General features: G+C 69.1%; 20 protein-coding genes. 9 read left to right on the top strand and 11 right to left on the bottom strand.

Annotated features, from left to right (window positions below; all coding sequences use genetic code 11):
* The first annotated feature begins 18 nt into the window (after positions 1–18).
* On the top strand, positions 19–1,146 hold the full coding sequence (locus tag NM1_RS27845) for a glycerate kinase (protein ID WP_084520115.1): 1,128 nt from the start codon (positions 19–21) through the stop codon (positions 1,144–1,146).
* A 99-nt stretch (positions 1,147–1,245) separates the two neighbouring features.
* On the opposite strand, the gene NM1_RS27840 is transcribed toward NM1_RS27845, so the two are convergent.
* Complete coding sequence (locus NM1_RS27840; RefSeq protein ID WP_373864074.1) at positions 1,246–1,560, bottom strand: winged helix-turn-helix transcriptional regulator; 315 nt, start codon at positions 1,558–1,560, stop codon at positions 1,246–1,248.
* Positions 1,561–1,651: 91 nt separating this feature from the next.
* Between NM1_RS27840 and NM1_RS27835 the strand changes: the two genes are divergently transcribed.
* Positions 1,652–2,605 carry an NAD(P)-dependent oxidoreductase gene (locus NM1_RS27835; RefSeq protein WP_255286233.1) on the top strand — a complete coding sequence of 318 codons (954 nt, stop codon included), beginning with the start codon at positions 1,652–1,654 and terminating at the stop codon, positions 2,603–2,605.
* Complete coding sequence (locus NM1_RS27830; protein ID WP_255286231.1) at positions 2,602–3,468, top strand: NAD(P)-dependent oxidoreductase; 867 nt, start codon at positions 2,602–2,604, stop codon at positions 3,466–3,468. Before NM1_RS27835 ends, NM1_RS27830 begins: the two co-directional genes overlap by 4 nt.
* Before the next feature lie 9 nt (positions 3,469–3,477).
* On the opposite strand, the gene NM1_RS27825 is transcribed toward NM1_RS27830, so the two are convergent.
* From NM1_RS27825 to abmR, 5 genes are all read right to left on the bottom strand, one after another.
* Positions 3,478–3,720: a helix-turn-helix transcriptional regulator gene (locus NM1_RS27825; RefSeq protein WP_068026170.1), complete on the bottom strand. Its 243-nt coding sequence runs from the start codon at positions 3,718–3,720 to the stop codon at positions 3,478–3,480.
* Positions 3,710–4,561 carry an ABC transporter permease gene (locus tag NM1_RS27820; RefSeq protein ID WP_068026167.1) on the bottom strand — a complete coding sequence of 284 codons (852 nt, stop codon included), beginning with the start codon at positions 4,559–4,561 and terminating at the stop codon, positions 3,710–3,712. Before NM1_RS27820 ends, NM1_RS27825 begins: the two co-directional genes overlap by 11 nt.
* Positions 4,558–5,490: an ABC transporter ATP-binding protein gene (locus NM1_RS27815; protein ID WP_068026163.1), complete on the bottom strand. Its 933-nt coding sequence runs from the start codon at positions 5,488–5,490 to the stop codon at positions 4,558–4,560. Before NM1_RS27815 ends, NM1_RS27820 begins: the two co-directional genes overlap by 4 nt.
* Positions 5,491–5,811: 321 nt before the next feature.
* Positions 5,812–6,243: a type II 3-dehydroquinate dehydratase gene (gene aroQ, locus NM1_RS27810; RefSeq protein WP_068026161.1), complete on the bottom strand. Its 432-nt coding sequence runs from the start codon at positions 6,241–6,243 to the stop codon at positions 5,812–5,814.
* A gap of 29 nt (positions 6,244–6,272) precedes the next feature.
* Positions 6,273–6,881, bottom strand: a complete 609-nt coding sequence (gene abmR / locus NM1_RS27805; RefSeq protein ID WP_068026158.1) for an ATP-binding transcription factor AbmR — start codon at positions 6,879–6,881, stop codon at positions 6,273–6,275.
* A gap of 276 nt (positions 6,882–7,157) precedes the next feature.
* Here abmR and NM1_RS27800 point away from each other — a divergent pair, with 276 nt between their 5' ends.
* Positions 7,158–8,834, top strand: a complete 1,677-nt coding sequence (locus tag NM1_RS27800) for an NTF2-like N-terminal transpeptidase domain-containing protein (protein ID WP_068026334.1) — start codon at positions 7,158–7,160, stop codon at positions 8,832–8,834.
* A 124-nt stretch (positions 8,835–8,958) separates the two neighbouring features.
* Here the strand turns inward: NM1_RS27800 and NM1_RS27795 are convergent, their stop codons facing one another.
* The 3 genes from NM1_RS27795 to NM1_RS27785 all read right to left on the bottom strand — a co-directional run bounded on the left by NM1_RS27795 (position 8,959) and on the right by NM1_RS27785 (position 12,179).
* Positions 8,959–9,357, bottom strand: coding sequence for a DUF3054 domain-containing protein (locus NM1_RS27795; protein ID WP_068026155.1), 399 nt, complete (start codon positions 9,355–9,357; stop codon positions 8,959–8,961).
* 37 nt (positions 9,358–9,394) lie between these two features.
* Complete coding sequence (locus NM1_RS27790) at positions 9,395–10,564, bottom strand: lysylphosphatidylglycerol synthase transmembrane domain-containing protein (protein WP_068026153.1); 1,170 nt, start codon at positions 10,562–10,564, stop codon at positions 9,395–9,397.
* Positions 10,565–10,643: 79 nt separating this feature from the next.
* Positions 10,644–12,179, bottom strand: a complete 1,536-nt coding sequence (locus tag NM1_RS27785) for an adenylate/guanylate cyclase domain-containing protein (RefSeq protein ID WP_068026331.1) — start codon at positions 12,177–12,179, stop codon at positions 10,644–10,646.
* A 244-nt stretch (positions 12,180–12,423) separates the two neighbouring features.
* On the opposite strand from NM1_RS27785, the gene NM1_RS27780 reads away from it, so the two are divergent.
* The 5 genes from NM1_RS27780 (at position 12,424) to NM1_RS27760 (ending at position 17,231) form a co-directional block, all read left to right on the top strand.
* The gene (locus NM1_RS27780) at positions 12,424–13,665 is read left to right on the top strand and encodes an AI-2E family transporter (RefSeq protein ID WP_068026328.1); all 1,242 of its coding nucleotides are present in this window, start codon (positions 12,424–12,426) and stop codon (positions 13,663–13,665) included.
* A 141-nt stretch (positions 13,666–13,806) separates the two neighbouring features.
* The gene (gene macS, locus NM1_RS27775) at positions 13,807–14,982 is read left to right on the top strand and encodes a MacS family sensor histidine kinase (protein WP_068026150.1); all 1,176 of its coding nucleotides are present in this window, start codon (positions 13,807–13,809) and stop codon (positions 14,980–14,982) included.
* Positions 14,934–15,614 carry a response regulator gene (locus NM1_RS27770; protein WP_068026146.1) on the top strand — a complete coding sequence of 227 codons (681 nt, stop codon included), beginning with the start codon at positions 14,934–14,936 and terminating at the stop codon, positions 15,612–15,614. The genes macS and NM1_RS27770 overlap by 49 nt, the downstream gene beginning before the upstream one ends.
* Before the next feature lie 72 nt (positions 15,615–15,686).
* Complete coding sequence (locus tag NM1_RS27765; RefSeq protein ID WP_084520125.1) at positions 15,687–16,385, top strand: DUF1707 SHOCT-like domain-containing protein; 699 nt, start codon at positions 15,687–15,689, stop codon at positions 16,383–16,385.
* A 36-nt stretch (positions 16,386–16,421) separates the two neighbouring features.
* Positions 16,422–17,231 carry an alpha/beta fold hydrolase gene (locus tag NM1_RS27760; RefSeq protein WP_068026143.1) on the top strand — a complete coding sequence of 270 codons (810 nt, stop codon included), beginning with the start codon at positions 16,422–16,424 and terminating at the stop codon, positions 17,229–17,231.
* Positions 17,232–17,281: 50 nt separating this feature from the next.
* Here NM1_RS27760 and NM1_RS27755 read toward each other — a convergent pair whose 3' ends face one another.
* A complete protein-coding gene (locus NM1_RS27755; protein WP_068026140.1) occupies positions 17,282–20,851 on the bottom strand; it encodes an MMPL family transporter in 3,570 nt (1,189 codons plus the stop codon).
* Positions 20,851–21,573 (bottom strand): NYN domain-containing protein, encoded by a 723-nt coding sequence (locus NM1_RS27750; RefSeq protein ID WP_068026325.1) that lies wholly within the window; start codon positions 21,571–21,573, stop codon positions 20,851–20,853. Before NM1_RS27750 ends, NM1_RS27755 begins: the two co-directional genes overlap by 1 nt.
* Positions 21,574–21,649: the final 76 nt, after the last annotated feature.

Below are 21,649 nucleotides of genomic sequence, written 5' to 3'. Positions count from 1 at the left end.
GGGTCGCAGAATGGCTGGATGGTGGACGAGATGTCGTGGCGGGTGGTGTTGGCGCCGGACAAGTTCAAGGGGTCGCTGACCGCGCCGGAGGTTGCCGAGGCGTTGGCGGGCGGGATTGGGCGGGTGGTGCCGGGGGCCGAAGTCGTGCGGGTGCCGGTGGCCGATGGTGGGGACGGGACCGTCGACGCGTTTCTGACGGCGGGGTGGGAGCGGGTGGCGGTCGAGGCGGAGGGGCCGACCGGTGCGCCGGTGGCCACCGCCTATGCGGTGCAGGGGGATACCGCCGTGATCGAGTTGGCGGCCGTGGTGGGGCTGGTGAAACTTCCCGGCGGGCAACCGGATCCGTTGTCGGCGAGCACCTATGGGCTGGGGCAGGTGATCGGGCACGCGCTCGATCGCGGCGTGCGCTCGATCGTGCTCGGGGTCGGCGGCAGCGCGTCCAGCGACGGTGGCGCGGGGATGTTGCAGGCGCTCGGGCTGCGGATCGTGGACGCGTCCGGTGCCGAAGTGGCCAGGGGCGGAGCGGCTCTCGCGGGCGCGGTGCGGGTCGATCGGTCGACGCTGCATCCGGCGCTGGCAGATACGGCATTCATCCTCGCCAGTGACGTCGACAATCCGCTGCTCGGATCGGCCGGGGCCGTGGCGGTTTTCGCCCCGCAGAAGGGTGCCGATCCCGAACAGTGCGCGCTACTCGAGGCGGCACTGGCCCATTGGGCGAAATTGGTCGATCCCGAAAGCGCCGACCGTCCCGGTGCGGGCGCGGCGGGCGGCACCGGATTCGGCGCGATGGCCGTCCTCGGTGCCGTCGAACGTTCCGGCATCGATGTCGTGCTGGACCTGATCGACTTCCGATCGCGGTTGCGCGGCGCGGATCTCGTCGTCACCGGCGAGGGCTCGCTCGACGAACAGACCCTGCACGGAAAGGCGCCCATCGGGGTGTGCGAAGCCGCCCGGCAGGCGGGCGTGTCCGTCGTCGCGGTGGCGGGCCGGTCCCTGCTGAGCGAGGACGAATTACGCGCCGCGGGTTTCGCTGCCTCGTACACGCTCGCCGAACTCGAGCCCGATGTGGATCGCTCGATCGCCCACGCCGCCTCGCTCCTGGAACAACTCGGAGCCCGCCTCGCCCTCAGCCACCTGCAGCACTGACCCGCGAGCCCGGACGATTCCCGCACCCCGCGCTCACTCCCGCACCCCGTACAAGCGTTGTAGCCGGTGCGGGAGCGAACAGGGGGTGCGGGAGACGTTCTATACGGGGCTGAGCATGCACTGGAGTAGGTGGTCGCGGTGCTTTTCGCCCCAGGCCTCCAGGGGGCGGAGTGCGGTGGCGAGTTCTTCGCCGCGTTCGGTGAGGGAGTACTCCACGCGCGGCGGCACCTCCGGGTAGATCTCGCGGTGCACGACCCCGGCGGTCTCCAGGTGGCGCAGATTCTCCGCGAGCACCTTCTCGCTCACGCCGTCCAGCATCTTGCGGATCTGCCCGAACCGCTGCGGGCCCTCGCCGAGCACCCACATCAGGTGCAGTTTCCACTTGCCGCCGACCACATCGATCGCCACGGACATGCCGCACACATCGTGAGCTGCGTCACTGCTCGTTGTCACCGTGGCCTCCTGACCATATTTCGAACCTCGAGGTAAGCAACCGGCCCTCGACGTGCGGTCTTTCCGAGAATACCGGCAGCCGCCACCATCGGTATCCGGCGCCGATACCGAGTACGCGACTACCGAAGGATGCACGATGTCTCAACGTTCCGTTTCCCTGATCGGCCTGGGCCCGATGGGTCAGGCGATGGTGAAGGAGTTCCTGGCGGCGGGTGTCGAGGTGACGGTGTGGAACCGGAGCCCCGAGAAGGCCGACGCCATGGTCGAACTGGGCGCGAAGCGGGCGGCCACGGTCGCCGAGGCGCTGGATGCCAACGAGGTGACCGTGCTCAGCCTGACCCACTACGGCGTGATGTACGACGTGCTGGGTCCGGCGGCGGATCGCTTGCGCGGCAAGGTGATCGTGAACCTGTCGTCGGACTCGCCGGAGAAGGCCCGCGAGGGCGCGGCCTGGGTCCGGTCGCACGGGGCGCAGTTCCTTTCCGGCGGCGTCATGTCGGCGGGTGACAACATCACCCACCCTGCGTCCTACATCTTCTACAGCGGCCCGCGGGAGGTCTTCGACACGCACGCCGAACTCCTGCGCCCGCTCAGCCCGCAGGAGTATCTGGGCACCGACGACGGCGTCTCGCAGGTCTTCTACCAGGCCCTGCTGACCACGTTCCACCCCTGGCTGCTGTCGTTCGAACAGGCGATGGCCATGATCCAGCGGTCCGGCCACGACCTCGACCAGTTCCTGCCCTACGCGCAGCGATCCGCCGGGGCGTACCCGTTCTTCATGGAGGAGTGGATCGAGGCGGCCAAGGCGGGCGGCTGGGGTGATCTGTCGTCGTCGAAGATGATGGATGCCGGTGCGCAACACATCATCGATGCCAGCGAGGAGGTCGGTGTCGACGCGACGTTGTCGCACACCGCACAGGGATTCTGGCGTAAGTCGATTGCGGCCAGCGAGCAGGCCGGGCGGCCGGTCTCCGTCTTCGAGCTGATGCACGGAGGCAAGGCGTGAGCCGTTCGCTATCCCTGATCGGCCTGGGCCCGATGGGCCAGGCGATGGTGAAGCAGTTCCTGGCCTCCGGTTTCGAGGTGACCGTCTGGAACCGGAGCCCCGAAAAGGCCGACGCCATGGTCGAACTGGGCGCGAAGCGGGCGGCGACCGTTGCCGAGGCACTCGACGCCAACGAGGTGACCGTGCTCAGCCTGACCCACTATGCCGCGATGTACGACGTGCTGGGTCAGGCCGCGGATCACCTGCGCGGCAAGGTGATCGTGAACCTGTCCTCGGATTCGCCGGAGCGGGCTCGTCGTGGCGCGGAATGGGTACTCGAGCGTGGCGCTCAATTCCTTTCCGGCGGTGTGATTTCCGACGGCAACACGATCACGAGCCCGACCTCCTACATCTTCTACAGCGGCCCGCGGGAGGTCTTCGACGCCCACGCCGAACTGCTGCGGCCGCTGTGCCCGCCGGAGTATCTGGGCACCGATCCCGGCCTGTCCCAGGTGTTCTACCAGGGACTGCTGATCCTGATGCACCCGCTGATCCTCGCCTACGAGCAGGCCATGGCGACGATCGACCGCTCCGGCCAGCCGATCGACCGCTTCCTCCCCTACGCACAGCGTTTCCTCGACAGCATGGAGACCTCGTTCGCGGTCTTCGCCGATCTCGCGAAAAGCGGTGGCTGGGGCGACATCGCCACCATGCGGATGATGGACGCGAGCACCCAGCACGCCATCGAGGCGAGCGAGGATGTCGGGGTCGACGCCGCCCTCACGCGGACCGCGCAGGGCTATTGGCGACAGGCCCTCGCCGCCACCGAGGCGGCGGGGGAGCCCGTGCCGACCCTGCGCCTGATTCGGGGCGACGCGGTGTGACGCTGCCCCTCAGGCGGATTCGGAGTTCGAGCCCAGGCGCGGGAAGGGGGCGGTGGAGAAGATCACCTCCACCGCCACCCCGAAGTACTCCGAGATCCGCAGCGCCAGATGCAGGCTCGGGCTGTACTCACCGCGCTCCAGGTACCCGATCGTCTGGTAGTGCACGCCCAGCGCCTCGGCCAGCTGCCGCCGCGAGATGCCGCGCTCGGCGCGCAGCATCGCGATGCGGTTGTAGATGACCTCAGTAGGCACGCTGCATGGCCTTCTCGCGGCGGGCCGCGACGCTCGATCCGGATTCGCGGCGAGCCATGCGCCGCAACACGATCGGCGCCAGCGCCAGCCCGACCACGGTCCAGATCCCCAGCACGCCGAAGGTCTCCCAGTGCCGCCAGGACTGGCCCAGCTCGACGACCGCCGCCTCGTCGGGGAGCACCGCCGAGCGCATGCCCAGGCCCAGCCAGTAGATGGGGAACACCTGCGCCAGGCCCTGTACCCAGCCGGGCATGGACGTGATCGGATAGAAGATGCCCGACACCGCGATCAGGCCCATGACCGGCATCATCGCGAATCCCACATTGCGCGGGTTCTCGAAGATCGAGCCGAACACCGCGCCCATCGGCAGCGTCGCCAGCATGCCCAGCACGAAGACCCAGATCAGGGTCGCCCAGGCGCCGACGCTGCCGAGATCCAGCCCGCCGACGATGATTCCGCCGACGATCAGCATGACGACCACCTGAACCAGCAGCGTGCCCGCGGTGGTGATGATCTTGCCGATCAGATACCCGACCATGCCGTTCGGAGTCGCCTTGGCGCGCAACAGGGTTCCGTCCTCGCGGTCCACGCTCAGGAACTGCGAGATGCCCATCAGCCCGCTGGAGGCCACCAGCATGCCCAGCACGCCCGGCAGGGCCAGGGCGCCCAGCCCGATGCCGGTCGACCCGAACTGCCCGTCGCGCATGAAGAACAATGCCACCAGGATGAGCACGGGCCAGAAGTACTGCATGAACAGGTCCTGGCCGTTGGTGAGCATCTGCCGTATCTCGATCAGCCCCTGCGACACCCCGGCGCGCGCGGCCACCAGTATCGGAGTCATCGGGTGACCTCCTCGAGGGTGTGGATCTCGGCGTCCTCGCCCTGGCCGGTTTCGAAGCGCTGCACCAGCGTCATGTAGGTGTCCTCCAGCGAGGCGCGCCGCACCTCGAGTTCGCCGATGTCCTCGCCGTACTGCTTGAACAGCTCGTAGACGAACTTGGTCGACTCGGTGGTGGTGTGCACGAAGCGCTGCCCGTCCCGGGTCCACTTGATCTCGGCCTCGCCCGCGATGCGCCGCGACAGCTCGTCGGCCGAGCCGTCGGCGATGATGCGCCCGCCCGCCAGCACGAGGATCCGGTCGGCGAGCTTCTCCGCCTCGTCGAGATCGTGCGTGGTGAGCATGATCGTGGTCTGCTCGTCGTCGGCGAGCCGGTGCATCAGATCGTGGAATTCGCGGCGCGCCTGCGGATCGAAACCGGCGGTGGGCTCGTCGAGGAACAGCAGCTCCGGCCGCCCCACGATGCCGATGGCCACGTCCAGGCGGCGGCGCTGGCCGCCGGACAGGCTGCTGACCTTGGCGCCGGACTGCTCCGTCAGCCCCACCGCCGCGATCAGCTCGTCGGTGTCCCACGGGCGCCGGATCGCCGGTGTCGAATACGGGCCGTAGTACGAGCCCAGATTGGACAGCAGCTCCCGCACCCGCCAGCGGCCGTGATCGCGCCAGGACTGCAGTACCACCCCCATGCGCGCCCGCCAGGCCTCGTCGCCGTGCGCGGGATCGGTGCCGAGCACCGACACCTCCCCCGTCGAGCGCATCCGGAAGCCCTCCAGGATCTCGATGGTGGTGGTCTTGCCCGCGCCGTTGGGGCCCAGCAGCACCAGGACCTCGCCGCTGCGGGCCTGGAAAGTCACGTCCTGCAATACATCTCGGGTGCCGTACCGCATCCGCAGTCCTTGGACGTCGAGTACGACTTCCTCGCCTACCGTCATCCTGCCCTCCGTAGTAATTCCAGGATGGGCCGTAGCATACCTACTACATTTTGGGACGAACAAGGGAATTACGGCGCGACCATGTGCATTTCCGGCACGCTCTCGGCCGGAAGCCACCCGCGGCAGTGGATCCCGGCCAAAAGCATGCCGGGAATGCAAAGAAGGGCGTGCCGGGACAGCGCGGGGCGTGCCGGGACGGTGAGGGGCGTGCCGGGACGGTGACGGGCGTGCCGGGACGGTGACGGGCGTGCCGGGACTGTGAGGAAGGGCGTGCCGGGACAGGCGGGCGTGCCGGGATGGCGGGCGTTCCCGGCGCCCGAACTACGTTCGCGTGCAGAGGAATTCGACGGCGGCCGCGTATCCCCGCACCCCCATGCCCGCGATCACGGCGGTGGCGATGGGGGAGATGTAGGAGTGGTGCCGGAATTCCTCGCGGGCGTGCACGTTCGAGATATGCACCTCCACGAGCGGCGCCTCCGGGATGACCAGCGCATCCCGCAGGGCCACCGAGGTGTGGGTGAGGCCGCCCGGGTTGATCACGATGCCGGACACCGCGCCGCGCGCGGCATGGATCCGATCGATGAGCGCCCCTTCGGAATTGGACTGGAACGCGCTGATCTCCCGGTCGAACCGGGCGGCCGTGCTGCGGCACAGCTCGACGACGTCGTCGAGGGTCTCCGAGCCGTACACCTCGGGCTGCCGGGTGCCCAGCATGTTCAGGTTCGGGCCGTTGAGCACGAGGATCGGTGCCATGCCGGACACCCTATCGCTGTGACGGCCGGTTACAGCCCGCGCGGCCCCTCGGCGCGCAGGTCGTCGACCTTGCGCATCGCCGTGCGCAGCTCCTCGAGCCATTCCTCGGCGTGCTCGCCGGCCAGCTTCACCGTCCAGGCCAGGGCGTCGGCGCGGGACCGCGCCACCCCGGCGTCCACCAGCGTGTCCAGGACCTTGCGCTCCGGCTGACGCAGCCGGGTCATGACCGGAACCGCCAAGTGGGTGAACAGGATCCGCTCCCCGTCCACCGACACGCCCCAGGCGACGCTGCGGCCGAACCGGGCCTGCGCCTCCTGCGCGATCTGCATGCGGGCGGGGCGGGTGGACTCGCGGAAGCGGGCGACGAGCCCCTCCTTGGTGGCCCGGGGGACCTCCTCGGTCGGCTGATCGCTGTCGGCCGGGGCCTCGCTCTCCGCCGCCGAATCCCCCTTCGGGATCGGCAACTCGCCGATGACGACGATCTCGTCCCGGTCGATCTCGATCGTCGGCGTCCCGCTGAACCATTCGCTCGGCAACCTCCCGGCGAACCAGTCCGGCGCCTCGGCGGCGTCCGGCAGATCGGCCTGCTGCCAACCGCCCGGGCGGCCGAATCCCCGGCCGCGCATTCCGTGCCTCATGGTGCTACCTCGCTTACTTTCCATGGGCTGTAACAGTGATTACAAGATTACGCCGATTTGCCGAGATCGAATTCCGCTCTCGGAGAACGGTTCCGGGACGGCCGCACAGTGAACACGGCTAACGATTTCGCGGGTGCTGCATAGGATGTCGCGATTTGGGCATTATTCTGGTGCTGAGCATGGAGAATGCGGACGGCGCCAACCCGGCGCCGGGTCAGTTCTTTTCGGGTACCGTTGGTCTTGTTGCTGGAGTGACAAGAGTGAAGAGTGGGCGATATGGATGTGTGGGGATCCCGCCGCATTCGCGTTCGGGGCGCAGTGGCGGTTGCGGGCGCGATCGTCCTGGCGATCGTGACGGGATCGTGCGGCTTGAACGACAAGCCGAACAGCCCCGAGGCCGTCGTCAAGAAGTTCACCCAGCTGCTGGACGACAAGGACGCGAACGGCGCCGCCCAGCTGACCTCATACCCCAACGGCGCCGAGGCCACCCTGTCGAAGGTGTTCGACGGGCTCAATCCCGGCAAACCCGATTATCAACTGGCCCAGTACATCGGCCTGGACGACAACTCGGCCATGTTCAACCTGAAGGCCAACTGGAACTTCGGCCCCGGCAAGGACTGGACCTACGATCTGCAGGGCTCGATCCGCAAGCTCGCGATCGGCTGGCGAATCTCCTGGGAGCCCAGCGTGGTGGTGCCGCAGCTGAACAACCAGCGCGGCGTCAAGCTGGTGCGCACCGACGCGCCGCCGCCGAAGGTCAACGACAACGCGGGCAACACGCTGATGACCGAGCAGGTGATCAACGTCGTGAAGCTGGATCCGGCGAAGCTACCCGACCCGGTGGCCTCGACCAATGCCCTGGCCGATGCCATCGCCCCGGTCGCGCCGCTGATCACCGGGCCGTCGCTGATGCAGCAGCTGTCGACCTCGCAGGGTAAGCCGGTCGTCGCGGTCCAGCTGCGCGAGGACGATTTCGCGATCCTGGAACCGCGAATGGCCCCGATCCCCGGCGTGGTGCTGGAGAAGCAGCCGCGGCTGATCGTGACCGACCGCCGGATCTGGTCCCCGATGCTCGACGGCTTACGCAAGGTGTGGCAGGAGAACCGGGATCAGCACGCGGGCTGGGGCGTGAAGCTGTTCGAGGCCGACGGCCGGCCCGTCACCCAGCTCGCCGGTCAGCAGGGCCCGCCCGGTCCGGATGTCGCCTCGACGCTGGATCAGAAACTGCAGCGCGCCGCGGAGGACGCGGTGGTCAGCGCGGGCACCCCGGCATCGATCGTGGCGATTCAGCCCTCCACCGGCGCGGTCGTCGCCGCCGCACAGAACACCTACGCCACCGAACAGGGGGCGGTCGCCTTCACCGGCGCCTATCCGGCGGGCGGCACCACCGAGCTGTTCAAGCAGGTCGCGGCCATCACCAAGAAGAAGGCGCCGCAGGACGTCTCGGTGCAGGATGCGGCCGAGGGGGCGGCCATGCTCGGCGTCGGCATCGGCTTCAAGGTGCCCGGACTCGACCAGACCACGGGCCGGCTGCCGATCGGCGGGCGCGGGGTCGAGCAGGTGCGGCAGGGCAGCGCCGACCCGATCCTGGCCAGTCCGTTCGGGATGGCCATCGCCGCGGCGGCCATCTCCCGCGGCGGGGTGGCGCCGCCGATGATCGAGATCGGCCGCCCGTCCACCACCGAGGCGGAATTGACGCCGCTGCCCGACGACGTGCTCCAGCAGCTGCGCCGCATGCTGACCGACGATGCCGCCGGGGGCCCGGAGCTGGCCTCGCTGCGCCGGTACGCCGGGGTCACCGCCTACGCGGCGACCGCGGGCACGAGCGGCTGGCTGCTGGCGAACATGGGCGACCTGGCCTTCGCCATCCACATCGACAACGCCGACAGCGGCGACGCCACCTCCCGCATGGCCTCCCGCATGCTCCAGTCACTGGCCGCCCCCGACCAGTAACTCCCTCGTCGTCCGGTATCAACGTCCCTCGTCATCCCGGCATGAGATGTCCAGGGTCATCGCGCCATGAACGCCTCGTCATCCCCGCCATGAACGCCTCGTCATCCCCGGCATGAACGCCTCGTCATCCCGGCATGCTTTTGGCCGGGACCAGGGCTCGCCAGGCCGCTCGCCAGCCGAGCAGGAACAGTGCCAGCACCGTGGCGGCGACCACGATGAAGCTTCCCGCGGTGCCCTGACCGCTGACCACACGCATAGCCATGCCGATGATCAGGGTGGACAGCCACACCACGACGCCCGTCGGCCACAGCGCCCAAGCGTCGAAGCGCCGCAGCGCGGCGGTGATTTCCCCGCGTGCCCCGATCCACGCCGCCAACAGCCAGCCGACGACGAGTCCGGTGCCGAACGGCCACAGGGTGAGTAATAGGCCGGTGATGACGGCCTCGTGGTGGCTACGCCGGCCGATCGCGCAGAACACGATCACCAGCAGGGCGTCGATCACGAACGGCACCAGTTTCTTCACGCCGACAGGGTAATCCGGGGAACGGGCAGCTCGGCGGCTAGGTGTCGTCGCTTTTGCTCTCGCTCTCGCCATCGTCCTCGGGCCGCGGCCGCTTCTCGTTCAGCAGCCGCTGTTCGGCCAGCATCGCCGAGCGCTGCTCGAACTCCTTCTCGAACTCGGCGTCCTCGGCCTGCGGCTTGCGGAACAGGAACGCGAACACGATCCACCCGATGATCGCGACCAGGATGAAGCTGACCATCCGGTACATGACACCCGCGGCGACCGCCTGCGAGGCCGGAAGCCCCGCGGCGGCGGTGAGCGCGTAGAAGAGCGTGGCATCGACATAGACGATGCCGCCCGGGGCGAACGGAATGGTGGCGACCGCCTTGCCCACGCTGAACGCGATCAGCAGCCCGGCCCAGCGCGGTTCGGCGCCGACGGCGTAGCAGGCCGCGCCCAGGCAGGCCACATCGCCGAGGCGGTGCATCAACGCGAACAGCGTGACCATCACGCCGTCGCGGCGGCCGAGATCCACCGACTCGAGCTGGTGCAGGATCTCGTGCACCTTGTCCATGCCGTCGTCGAGCCGGTGCCGCCGAATCCGATTGACCAGGTGCAGGATCCGGCGGGCCAGCGACTCCAGCGAGCCCGGATTGCCGGAGATGTAGTTGCCCGCCCACACCAGCGCGATCACGCCGGCGATCGGCAGCACCAGCTTCCACGGCCCGACCTGGTCACCGGCCAGCAGCGCGCCGCCCACGCCCAGCAGCACCATGCCCGCCGCCGCGACGACGCCGGATATCACCAGCTGCCAGGACGCCACGATCGGGCTCGCGCCCCAGCGCCGGGTCTGGCGGTAGGTGAAGGCGGTCGAGAACACCTGGCCCGCGGGCAGCGTCACCGACATCGCGGTGGCGCCGTACACCACCGCCACGGACTTGCGCTGACTGACGCGCACGCCCCCGGCGTACAGCAGCTGTTTCTGGATGCGGCCGAAGCCGCTCATCGATATCGCCTGCATCAGAATGCAGGCCGCGACCCATCCCCAGTGGATCTCCGTGAGACTGCGCCACGACTCGTGTAGTCGGGGCCACATATAGATGCCCTCGCCGATCAGCAGCGCCGACAGGGCCAGCCCGAGAACCCATTTCAACCACCAAAACCGCCCGCGACGACCCGGTTCGGCAGGCGATCCCGGGTCGCCGGCTAGTTCACCATGGGCCCTCACGCCCGTCAGCCTAACCAACGGCGTATAGCAGGAGCAGCCCCCGTTTCGGGGATGCGCTTCCCAGGGGTCGTTCGGCCGGTCAGTCCACCACCGTGTCCGGCTGCCGTTCGGATTCCTCCGCGGACTCCTCGGCGGGCCGGTCGTCGGCGCGTTTCGGCCAGGCCAGCCGGGTCTTGCGGCGGCGGCCCCGCAGCTGCACCTCGTCGCCCGATTCCCAGTGCCGCTGCTCGTGGTCGTCGGCGAAGTACAGCGCACTGCCCGAGCCGAGCACTCGGCCCGGATACTCCTTGGCCAGTTCGGTGAGCCGGGAAGCCTCGTTGACGGGATCCCCGATCACGGTGTATTCGAATCGGTTTGCGGCACCGATATTCCCGGCGACCGCCAGGCCCGCCGAGACTCCGATGCCGATATCCAGGCCCGGCACCTCGCGCAGCGCCTCGCGCAGTTCGCGGGCCGCGGTGAGCGCGGCGGTCGGCGCGTCGGGACGGTCCAGGGGCGCTCCGAAGATCGCCAGCGCGGCGTCGCCGACGAACTTGTTGATCAGGCCGTTGTTGCGGTCGACGACGTCGACGACGATCCGGAAGAACTCGTTGAGCAGGCTCACCACCTCGGTCGGCGGCCGCTCGGCGGCGGTGGCGGTGGAGCCGACCATATCCACGAACAGCACGGCCACGAACCGCGTTTCGCCGCCCAGCTCGGTACCGAATTCCAGCGCCCGCCGCGCGACCTCCTCGCCGACGTGCTGTCCGAACAGTTCCTGCAGTTCGCGGCGCTGCGCGGCCTCGTCCATCATGCGGTTGAACCCGACCTGCAGCAGCCCGATCTCGCTGCCGTCGAACACCTCCACCTGCACGTCGCGCGCGCCCTCCTGCACGCGGTCGATCGCGCGCGAGAGCTGGCGCACCGGATCGGAGATGCTGGAGCCGGTCAGCATGGACAGCGCCAGCGCCTGCATGATCACCACGCCGCACAGCAGCAGGATCGACACCGCCAGCGACCGCGCCGAGAACTGCACCTGCGAGGTGATCTGGGTGACGCACAGCAGCACGATCGCGATGGTCGGCGCGAACGTGCCCATACCCCAGGTCATCGCCATCCGGGTGCCGACGCCCGGGGTGAGGGTGTGGTCGAAGGTCCCCGTCGACAGCGCGTGCGCGGCGACCGGGCGCATGATGCGCTCGCCGAGCATGTAGGTGAACCCGAACACGATGGTGGCGGCCATACATTCGGTGACGATGACCGCGCCCGCCAGCTCGGGGGTGTCCACGATGATCGTCGCGGCCAGCACCGCGCCTCCGACCAGCCACAGCGCCAGGTGCACGATCGACTGCCGCAGCGGCGCGTGCAGCGCGGCCATCTGCTCCTGCCGGCTCGGCGGCCCGCCGCGCAGCTGCCAGCGCATCACCGGCCGCAGCATCAGCGCCGCGGCGGCCAGGCTGAGCGCGCCGCCCACCACGAAGACCGTCACCGGGACCAGCAGTCCGGTGCGGCGCACACCGGTCGGGCTGCCCTCCGGCGAGGGCAGGCCGTACTGAATGAACGCGTACACGAGAATCGCACCGAAGGCGTTGGCCGCCAGCGTCGATGCGAGGTACAGCGGCCAGCGCGTTCGCATGGTCTGTTTGACCGCTTCCAAGGGCGCCGACACGAGGACCAATCTAGCGTTTCGGGCCGTTCCGGACCGCCGGTGCTCCCGCGGGCGGTGACCGCCGCACGTCGCGCGGCGCCGTTCCGCGCGCTCACGTGCCCGTGTCGGGTGGTGCGGATAGGCTCGCGACGTGAGTGACGTGGGGAACGGCCGCGACAACAGCGACACCGCCGGGAGCGTCCCGGCGTCGCAGCCGGGCGGGGGGACCGCGGTGCGGGAGCGCCCCGCTCGCCGCGCGGCCGATGCGGTGCATCCGCTGGTGCGGGAGGCGGCCGAGTGGTCCTGGCGGCTGCTGCTGATCCTGGTCGCGGTGCTGTCGGTCGCCTATCTCGCGCAGCGCCTGACCACCGTCGTCATTCCGCTGGCGATCGGGCTGCTGCTGGCGGCCCTGCTGTCCCCGGCGGTGGACTGGATGCAGCGGATGGGGCTGCCGCGCGGGATCGCGGTGCTGGTGGCGCTGGTCGGGTCGCTGGGCCTGCTGGCCGGTGTCTTCACCTTCGTCATCGAACAGTTCGTCAACGGTGTGCCGCAGCTGACCGACGAGTTCAAGACCAGCATCCATACGATTCAGGACTGGCTGATCAACGGCCCCCTGCATCTGAGCAACGATCAGATCCGCAATGCGGGCAACACCATCATCAAAACCCTGGAGTCCAACCAGGATTCGCTCACCAGCGGGGCGCTGACCACCGCGGCCGCGGTCGGGGAGATCCTCACCGGCGCGTTCCTGACCCTGTTCATCGCCATCTTCTTCCTCTACAGCGGCGATCAGATCTGGCAGTACGTCACCCGGATCATCCCGACGGCACAGCGGGAGCGGGTGCGCACCGCCGGGCAGCTCGGGTTCGGAACCCTGATCGGCTATGTGCGCGCGACGGTGGCGGTGGCCGCGGTCGACGCCATCGGGATCGGGGCGGGCCTGGCGATTCTCAATGTGCCGCTGGCGCTGCCGCTGGCATCGCTGGTGTTCATCGGTGCGTTCATCCCGATCATCGGCTCGCTGCTGGCCGGCTCGATCGCGGTGTTCCTGGCCCTGATGACCAAGGGCCTGGTGACGGCGCTGATCGTGCTCGGCGTGACGATCGCGGTGATGCAGCTGGAAAGCCATGTGCTGCAACCGCTGCTGCTCGGCCGGGCGGTCCGGATCCATCCGCTGGCGGTGGTGCTGGCGATCACCGCCGGCGTGGTGCTGGCGGGCATCGCCGGGGGCCTGCTCGCGGTGCCGTTCGTGGCGGTGCTGAACACGGCCATCCGCTCGCTGCTGGCCGACGATCCCGAGGAGCTCTATCAGGAACTCAACACGGGCGACCCGGGTGATCCGATGTACCACGCCGAGCCGGACAAACCCGGGCGGGATCCGATTCCCGGAATCAGCATGGGAACAAGAGGTTCCGAGTCACCCGGAGCGGGACGGTCCGGCCGAGAAGAGTCCAGTGATGCAGGCGACGGCTGAGCATGGCGCGCGAGGTGCGGCGGGCCGATGCGCCACCGCGGCATCCGCTGTCGAGTCGAGCACCGGCGCGCCCGTGGGGACGGTGCCCGATCGCGGCGTGAGTGACCGGGCACCGAGTTCGGCGGCGGGGTGAGGCCGGTGATGCGGGCGCGGACCGGCTCCGAATCCGATACTGCCGCAACCACTCCGCTGTGGCGCGCGGTGCAGGTGTTCCGGCTGGTCACCGTCCTGTACGCGGTAGGTCAGCAGATCGATTCGGTGGACAACTATCGCGAGCCGGGGCTCAGCTGGGCGCTGATCGGGGTGCTCGTGGTCTGGTCGGTGATCTCGGCGATCCTGTTGTCGCAGTGGGGGAGTGGCGACGCGGCCCGGCTGCGCACCCTCGTGGTGATCGGCGATCACGCGGTGGTGATCGCGCTGATGGCCAGCACCCGGCTGGTCGCCGATTACGACTGGTACCACGGGCACCAGACGCTGCCGACCACCCTGTGGGCGGCGAATGCGGTGATGTCGGCGGCAATTCTGTGGGGTCCGATCGGCGGGGTGCTCTCGGGGGTCCTGGTGTCCGCGGTGAGCATCGTCGTGCGCGAGCAGTGGGAATTGGATCTGTGGAGCGATGCCACCGCACCGGTGCTGGTATCGGTGGGGCTGGCGATCGGCCTGGCCGCCAACACCGCCCGCCGCGCGCAGCGGCAACTGCAGGCCGCGGTGCGCCTGACCGCCGCCGCCGAGGAACGAGAGCGGCTCGCGCGCGAGGTGCACGACGGTGTGCTGCAGGTGCTCAGCTACATCAAGCGTCGAGGTACCGAAATCGGCGGTGAGACAGAGGAATTGGCGCTGCATGCCGGGGAGCAGGAGGTGGCGCTGCGGGTGCTGATCTCCGAGCAGGGCCGCCGGGCCGAGACCGGCGCCGAGGTCGATCTGCGCCCTCTGCTGACCGCCCAGGCGTCCTCGGCGGTCTTCGTCTCCACACCAGGGGAGGCGGTACCGGTCGGGGAGTGGACGGCCCACGAGATCGCCGCCGCCACGGCCGCCGCGCTGTCGAACACCGGACGGCACGCCGGGCCGGACGCAAAAGCCTATGTACTGCTGGAGGATATGGGTGATGCTGTGGTGGTCAGCGTCCGCGACGACGGCCCGGGTATCGCGCCCGGCCGCCTGGCGGACGCCGCCGCGGAGGGACGGATGGGGGTGTCGCGCTCGATCATCGGCCGCATCGAGGCGCTGGGTGGGGTGGCCGACCTACTGACCACGGAGGAGGGGACGGAATGGGAACTGCGGATACCGAAGACGTTGCCGCCGAGACCATCTCGGTGATGGTGGTGGACGACCACCCGATGTGGCGGGACGGCGTCTCGCGCGACCTCGCCGAGGCGGGCTTCCAGGTGACCGCCACGGCGGACGGGGTCGCCGCGGCCACCCGCCGCGCGACCGCGGTCCGCCCCGCCGTCGTCCTGATGGATATGCAGCTGCCCGACGGCAACGGCGCCCAGGCCACTGCGGAGATCCTGCGGGTGTCGCCGCAGAGCCGGGTGCTGGTGTTGTCCGCCTCCGCCGAACGCGACGACGTGCTCGATGCGATCAAGGCCGGTGCCACCGGCTACCTGGTCAAGAGCGCATCGGCGGCGGAGCTGATCGCCGCCGTCCGCGCCACCGCGGCCGGGCAGGCGGTGTTCACCCCCGGCTTGGCGGGCCTGGTCCTCGGCGAATACCGCCGCATCGCCCAGGCGCCCGCGGATCGCGACGAACCGCACCGCCCGGCCCTCACCGAGCGCGAGACCGAGGTTTTGCGGCTGGTCGCGAAGGGCCTGTCCGCCAAGCAGATCGCCACCCGCCTGAGCCTGAGCCACCGCACGGTGGAGAATCACGTCCAGGCCACCCTGCGCAAACTGCAACTCGGTAACCGGGTCGAGCTGACCCGGTACGCGATCGAGCAGGGGCTGGAGTAGCGGCGGGGTCGTACTCGTCACTCAGGGATTGCCCTGATGTGCGCGAACGCCGCCGTCGGTACCCTCGATCGCATGGGCGGTGAGACGGTTTCCACTCCTGGTACGCGGCCGGTTCCGGAGTCCGGGAGCCCGGTGGGCGATCGCGATCTCCGGGTGACCGATGCCGAGCGCGAGCATGTCGGCACCCTGCTGCAGCGGGCGGTGGGGCTCGGGATGCTGTCGCTGGGCGAATTCACCGAGCGCATGGATACCGCGCTGGCCGCCAAGACCCGCGGCGAGCTGAACGCGGTGCTGGTCGATCTCCCCGGGATCCGCCTGGCCGGGCAGCCGAACCCGATGTCGGCGCCGCCGCCCCCTAGGCGTCCGGCGTTCGGCGGCCCGCCGCCCGCCCCCACGGCCACCGGGAACACCATCCGGGCGCGGCTGTCCGGTGTGACGCGCAAGGGCCGGTGGCAGGTGCCGCCGGTGCTGTATCTGAACAACCTGCTGTCGGGAGTCACCCTCGACTTCACCCAGGCGACGATGTCCACCCAGGTGGTGGAGCTGCACGTGGACGACCTCGGCAGTTCGCTCACCCTCATCGTCCCGGCGGAGGCGACGGTCGATCTCAACGGTCTGGACCTGATCGGCTCCAGCGCGAACAACAAGGTGCGCACCGGCCCGCCTATCGGCCCCCTGCACGTGGTGGTGCAGGGCAGGCTGCGGTTCGGATCCGTCACGGCCAAACAGCCTTTCGCGGCGCAGTGGCGCCGCCTGATGTCCGGTTTCTGACCGGCGGCCGCTCCGGCGGGCCGGTACTGTCGGTGCATGGCCGATGGCGTGGGCGCGACCGAACCGGAGCCGCAATACCGTGCCGGGCGAGGCGAACCGCTGCTGCTGTTGCACGGGCTGTTGCTGAACTGGCAGTCGTGGGGCGGGGTGCTCGACGAATTATCCGGCGACCACGCGGTTTTGGCGCCCACCCTGCCCGGGCACTGGGGCGGGCCGGTGGTGCGACGCCCGGCCACCTTCGCCGCCCTGGCCGATTTCGCCGAGCAGCTGATGGACGAGACCGGTTGGCAGACAGCGCATCTGGTCGGCAACTCGCTGGGCGGCTGGCTGGCGCTGGAGCTGGCCGCACGCGGCCGGGCCCGCACGGTGACCGCCATCGCCCCGGGCGGCATGTGGGATTCGGAGACTCGGACCGCCGCGCAGCTGCTCCGCAAGTATCGCGCCTTCGCACCGGTCATCGGCGTCGGTGCGGGTGCGACCCGCACGATGGCGCGCAGCCTGGTGGTTCCGTTGCTGTCCTACCGCCCCGCGGCGGTCCCGCATCGCCTGGCCACCGCCGTCGCCGCGGCTCCCGGGCACTGCCGCATCGTCGATGATCTCGCCGAAGATCCAGCCCTCGCAACGGGTTTCGGCCGCTTCACCGATATCGCGACACCCCTCACGATCCTGTACTGCGAACACGACCGCGTCCTGCCGCCGCGCCTGCACACCGCAGCGGCGCAGGCGCCGACCATGCGGTCCCGCATCCTTCCCGGCGTCGGCCACGTCCCCATGCTCGAGGCCCCCGGTTTGGTAGCGAGCGAAATCCGCGCGAGCATCGGCCGCCGGTCCGCCGCCACGACCTGAGATCGACCGAGCCTCCGCCGGAATTGCCGCGCCGGATGGCCCGCCGTGGCTCAGTCGCGGTTCTGGCGGCGCAGCAGCTCGTTGACGCTGACGGTGCGGCCCGCGCCGCCGCGGTGCTTGCCCTCGTCGTCGGGATCGGGCTGCTCGGGCTTGCGGCGGGAGGAGCGCAGGTCGGCCATCCACCGCTCGATGCTGTTGCGGTTGGAATCATCGGGCGGATCGGCCTCGGCCTGCGGGGCGGGCGGCTCGTCCGGCTCCGCGGGCTGCTCGGGTGCCGAGTATGCCTGGTGTTCAGGTGCCGAGTAAGCCTGATTCTCCTGCGCTGAGTAAGCCTGGTGTTCGGGCTCCGGGTAAGCCTGGCTCCCCTGTGCCGGGTAAGCCTGGTGCTCCGGTGCCGCGAAACTCTGCTGTTCCGGCGTCCCGAAGCGTTGCTGCTCCGGTGCCGCGAAACCCTGTCGTTCCGGCTCCGAGAAGGGCCGCTGCTCCGGTGCCGCGGACCGTTGTTGCTCCGGTGCCGTCGTGGGATACGGTGCGGGAGAATCGGATTCCCGACCCTGCGCCTCGTGCGAGTGGAACTGCTGGGCGCGGGTGGCCGGATGCGGCGCCACCTTCGCTGCGCTCGGCTGCGGCGGCAGCACCCGCGGTGTCGTGCCCGTGGGCCGGCCCGGCTCCTGCGACCCCGTGGCGTCCTCCGACCGGTCCGAGTCCAGCGGCCGGCCCGGATCGTCGGGTTGGGCCGGGTACTGCGACCGGGCCGGTTCCTGCGGTTGCGTCGGCTGGGTCGAATCGGTCGGATGCTGGGGCACGGTGCGCGGCGGGAGCGGGGGCCGCGCCGACTGCGGCGTCGATACGGCGGGCGGCGTCGAGGGCCCGTGCGGCTCCGGATCCGCCTGTGGCACATCCGCACTCGGTGTCACGCCGATGACCCCGGACTGCGGCTCGATCGACCGCGGCAGCCGCAGATTGGTCTGCGGCGTGGTCTGCGGCGCGAACATACCCGGGTTGTCCACCGGCGTGGCCGCGCCCGTGGAGCCGGACGGATTCGGCTGTGACGTGCCGAGATTCAGCGTCGATGACGTGCCGAGATTTGGGTTCGGCTGTGACGTACCCAGGTCCAGCTTCGGCTCCGAGGTACTCAGGTTCAGCCTCGGCGCGTCCGGGTTCGCGGACGGGAAGCTCGAAAACGTCTGCGGCCCACTCTGTCCGGCGTCGCCGGAGGTCTCGGTGCCCGAGTCGCCGGAGGACCCGGGGGTGTCACCCGAGGGCCGAGGCTCGGTCTTGATCACACCCAGTTGCTGCGTGGGTGCGTCGCCGTCCACGCCACCGATGAACCGCGGCCGCTTGAGTATCTTGCGGGCGGGCTTGGAGGGCGTGCCATCGGGCATGACCGGGATCTGTTGGGTCACCGGATCGGTGACCGGGGTGGTCTTCACCAGGTCGACCACGCTGTCGCTGCCCGGGCGCTCGTCATCGAGGATGGGCTCGCCGAGGCCGATCTTCTGCTGAATCTTCTTCATCCACTTCGGCGCCCACCAGCAGTCGTCGCCGAGCAGTTTCATCGTGGCCGGGACGAGCAGCATGCGGAGCACGGTGGCGTCGATGAACAGCGCCGCCATCATGCCGTAGGCGATGTACTGCATCATCACCAGATCGGAGAATGCGAACGCACCGACGACCACCAGCAGGATCAGCGCTGCGGCGGTGATGATGCGACCGGTCTGCGCGGTGCCGATGCGCACCGCCTCGGTGGTACTGGCCCCCAGACTGCGCGCCTCCACCATGCGCGACATGAGGAATACCTCGTAGTCGGTGGATAGGCCGTAGATGATCGCGATGATCAGCACCAGCACCGGCGACATGATCGGCTGGGGTGTGAAGTTCAGCAGTGACGCGCCGTGGCCGTCGACGAAGATCCAGGTCAGAATGCCCAGCGTCGAACCGAGACCGAGCGCGCTCATCAATGCGGCCTTGATCGGCAGCACCAGTGAGCCGAAGGTCAGGAACATCAGCACCGTGGTGACGAACAGGACCAGCGCGATCATGAGCGGCATCCGGTCGAGCAATGCGTCGACGCTGTCCTTCTCCATCGCGGGTTGACCGCCCACGAGCAACTCCACGTCGTCGGGCATCTCCAACGCACGTAGCTCGTCGATGACCGTGTTGGGATCGGCGTCGGCGTTCAGCGTCGCCTCCGACGTCCACACGTTGGAGCCGTTGGGCGGCACCTTCGGCGTGGGGAAGTCGGCGGTGAATCCCTCGATGCTGTTGGCCTGCTTCAGCACCCCGTAGATCTCGCGCGGGTTGTCGGTGACGATGGCCAGCTGGATCGGGTCGGTCTTGCGCAGCGGGAAGATCTTGTCGAAGTTCTGCTGCGCGACGCGGGTCGGATTGTCCGGTGGTAGGTAGGTCTCGCTGATGCCGCCGAACTTCAGGTTCTTCACCGGGATGATCAGCAGCAGCAGGACGATGACGATGGGAATCGCGATCTTGAGCGGATGCTTCATCACCCACTGCGTGCTGCGCCCCCAGAAACCGTTCTCGATCTCCTCGGCGGTCTTGGTCTTGCGGAACCACTTGAGGCCCAGCGCATCGACGCGCTTGCCGAGAATGGCCAGCAGCGCGGGCAGGATCGTGATCGAGGCCAGCGCGGCCAGCAGCACCGTGGCGATGGTGGCGTAGCCGATCGATTTGAGGAAGCCCTGCGGGAACAGCAGCATGCCCGCACTCGCCGCGATGATCATGACGGCGGAGAAGGTCACGGTGCGCCCGGCGGTCATCACCGAACGCCGCACCGCTTGCCCGGTGGTGTATCCCTCCGCCAACTCTTCTCGGAATCGGCTGACTATGAACAGGCCGTAGTCGATGGCCAGGCCGAGGCCGATCATCGAGACGACCGCCCCGACGAACGAGTTCACCTCGGTGTAGTTGGTCAGCGCCCGCACGATGCCGTTGGCGCCGACCACGGTGAGCCCGCCGACGATCAGCGGCAGCGCCGCGGCGACGATGCCGCCGAAGATGAAGAACAGCAGCACCCCGACCGCGGGAATGGCCAGCAGCTCCATGCGTTTGGTGTCGGCGGAGATGGTGTCGTTCAACGTTCCGGCGACCGCTTGCAGGCCCGCGACCTGGACGTCCACCCCGGGGATGTCGAAGGCGTCGCGGACCTTGCGGAAGTTGTTCACCATCTCGGTGTCGTTGTCGCCCTTGATGGCGATCGACGCGAAGGCGTACTTCTTGTCCTTGGAGCCGAACAGCGTCGGCGACACGTCACCGGTCTCGGTTTTCCAGTAGGCGCCGTTGACCTTGGAGATCTCCGGATGTTCCTTGGGCAGGCTGTTGAGACTGTCGGTGATCTCGCGACCCCATGCGGGATCGTCGATGGTCTTACCCTCCGGCGCGGTGTACAGCACGATCACGTCGCTGTTGTGATCGCGCCCGTACACCTCGTCCTTCAGCCGGGCTGCCTGCGTCGACTGCGACCCGGGATCGTCCCAACCGCTGGAGCTGAGATGGTTCTCCACACCGATCCCGTAGGCACCGAGGCCGAGCAGTCCGGCCACGGCCAGGCCGAGCACGATGTAGCGGAATCTGTAGACCAGGTCGCCCCAGCGGGTGAACACTAAGCGACTCCTTGAGCGGGGCGGGAGGTGAGCAGGGCCGACAGCGGTCGGAAGGGCTGCAGCCAGGCTCCTTCTTCGGGCAGCGAGTCGAGGCTGACCCGGGGCAGCGGTTCGCGGAACACGCCCGGGATGTCCTCGAGGTCTATGAACTCGAGGATATCGGACGTCACCGCCCAGCTCGCATGCTCACGGAATCCCAGCACCTGCACCGGAATTCCGCCGGCCGCGAGCTCCTCGAGCGGCTCGCGGAAGGCCTGGCCGTCGGCGGAGGCCACCATGATCCCGGCCAGTCCGGCGCCCCGGCGCCGCGCCTCGATATGCGCCAGCATGTCGCTGTCGACGTCGGAGTCCTCGTCGATCTTGGGCTTGGCGAAGACCGCGTAGCCGACATTGCGCAGCGCCTCGACCCACGGCCGCACCACGTCGGCGGTGCCGGGCGCGATATTGGTGAACACCGTCGCCTCGGCCTCGACGCGCTGCACGCTGCCCACCGACAGTTCGGCGGTGCGGGCCAGCAGCCACCGGCCGAGGGCATCGAACCGGGGGCGATACGCGGCGGTGGGCCGACCGCCGAGGATGGCGCCCAGACCCATGTCGAGGTTCGGGGCGTCCCAGACCAGCAGCACCCGGCGCACGTCGGTGGTGCCGCCCGGTACCGCGGAAACTCCGGAGTTCCCCGACACGGCGGTGCCGTCGTTCGACTCCGAGGTGGTGCCGTGCATTATTTCGGCAACATCCATGACCTCGTGGGCCATCTCGCTGACGCTCATGGCTGGGCCTCGCTGACGCTCGGCCCAC

Source organism: Nocardia mexicana NBRC 108244 (assembly GCF_001613165.1).
Taxonomy (GTDB): domain Bacteria; phylum Actinomycetota; class Actinomycetes; order Mycobacteriales; family Mycobacteriaceae; genus Nocardia; species Nocardia mexicana.
This window is presented reverse-complemented; position numbering and strand designations above follow the sequence as displayed.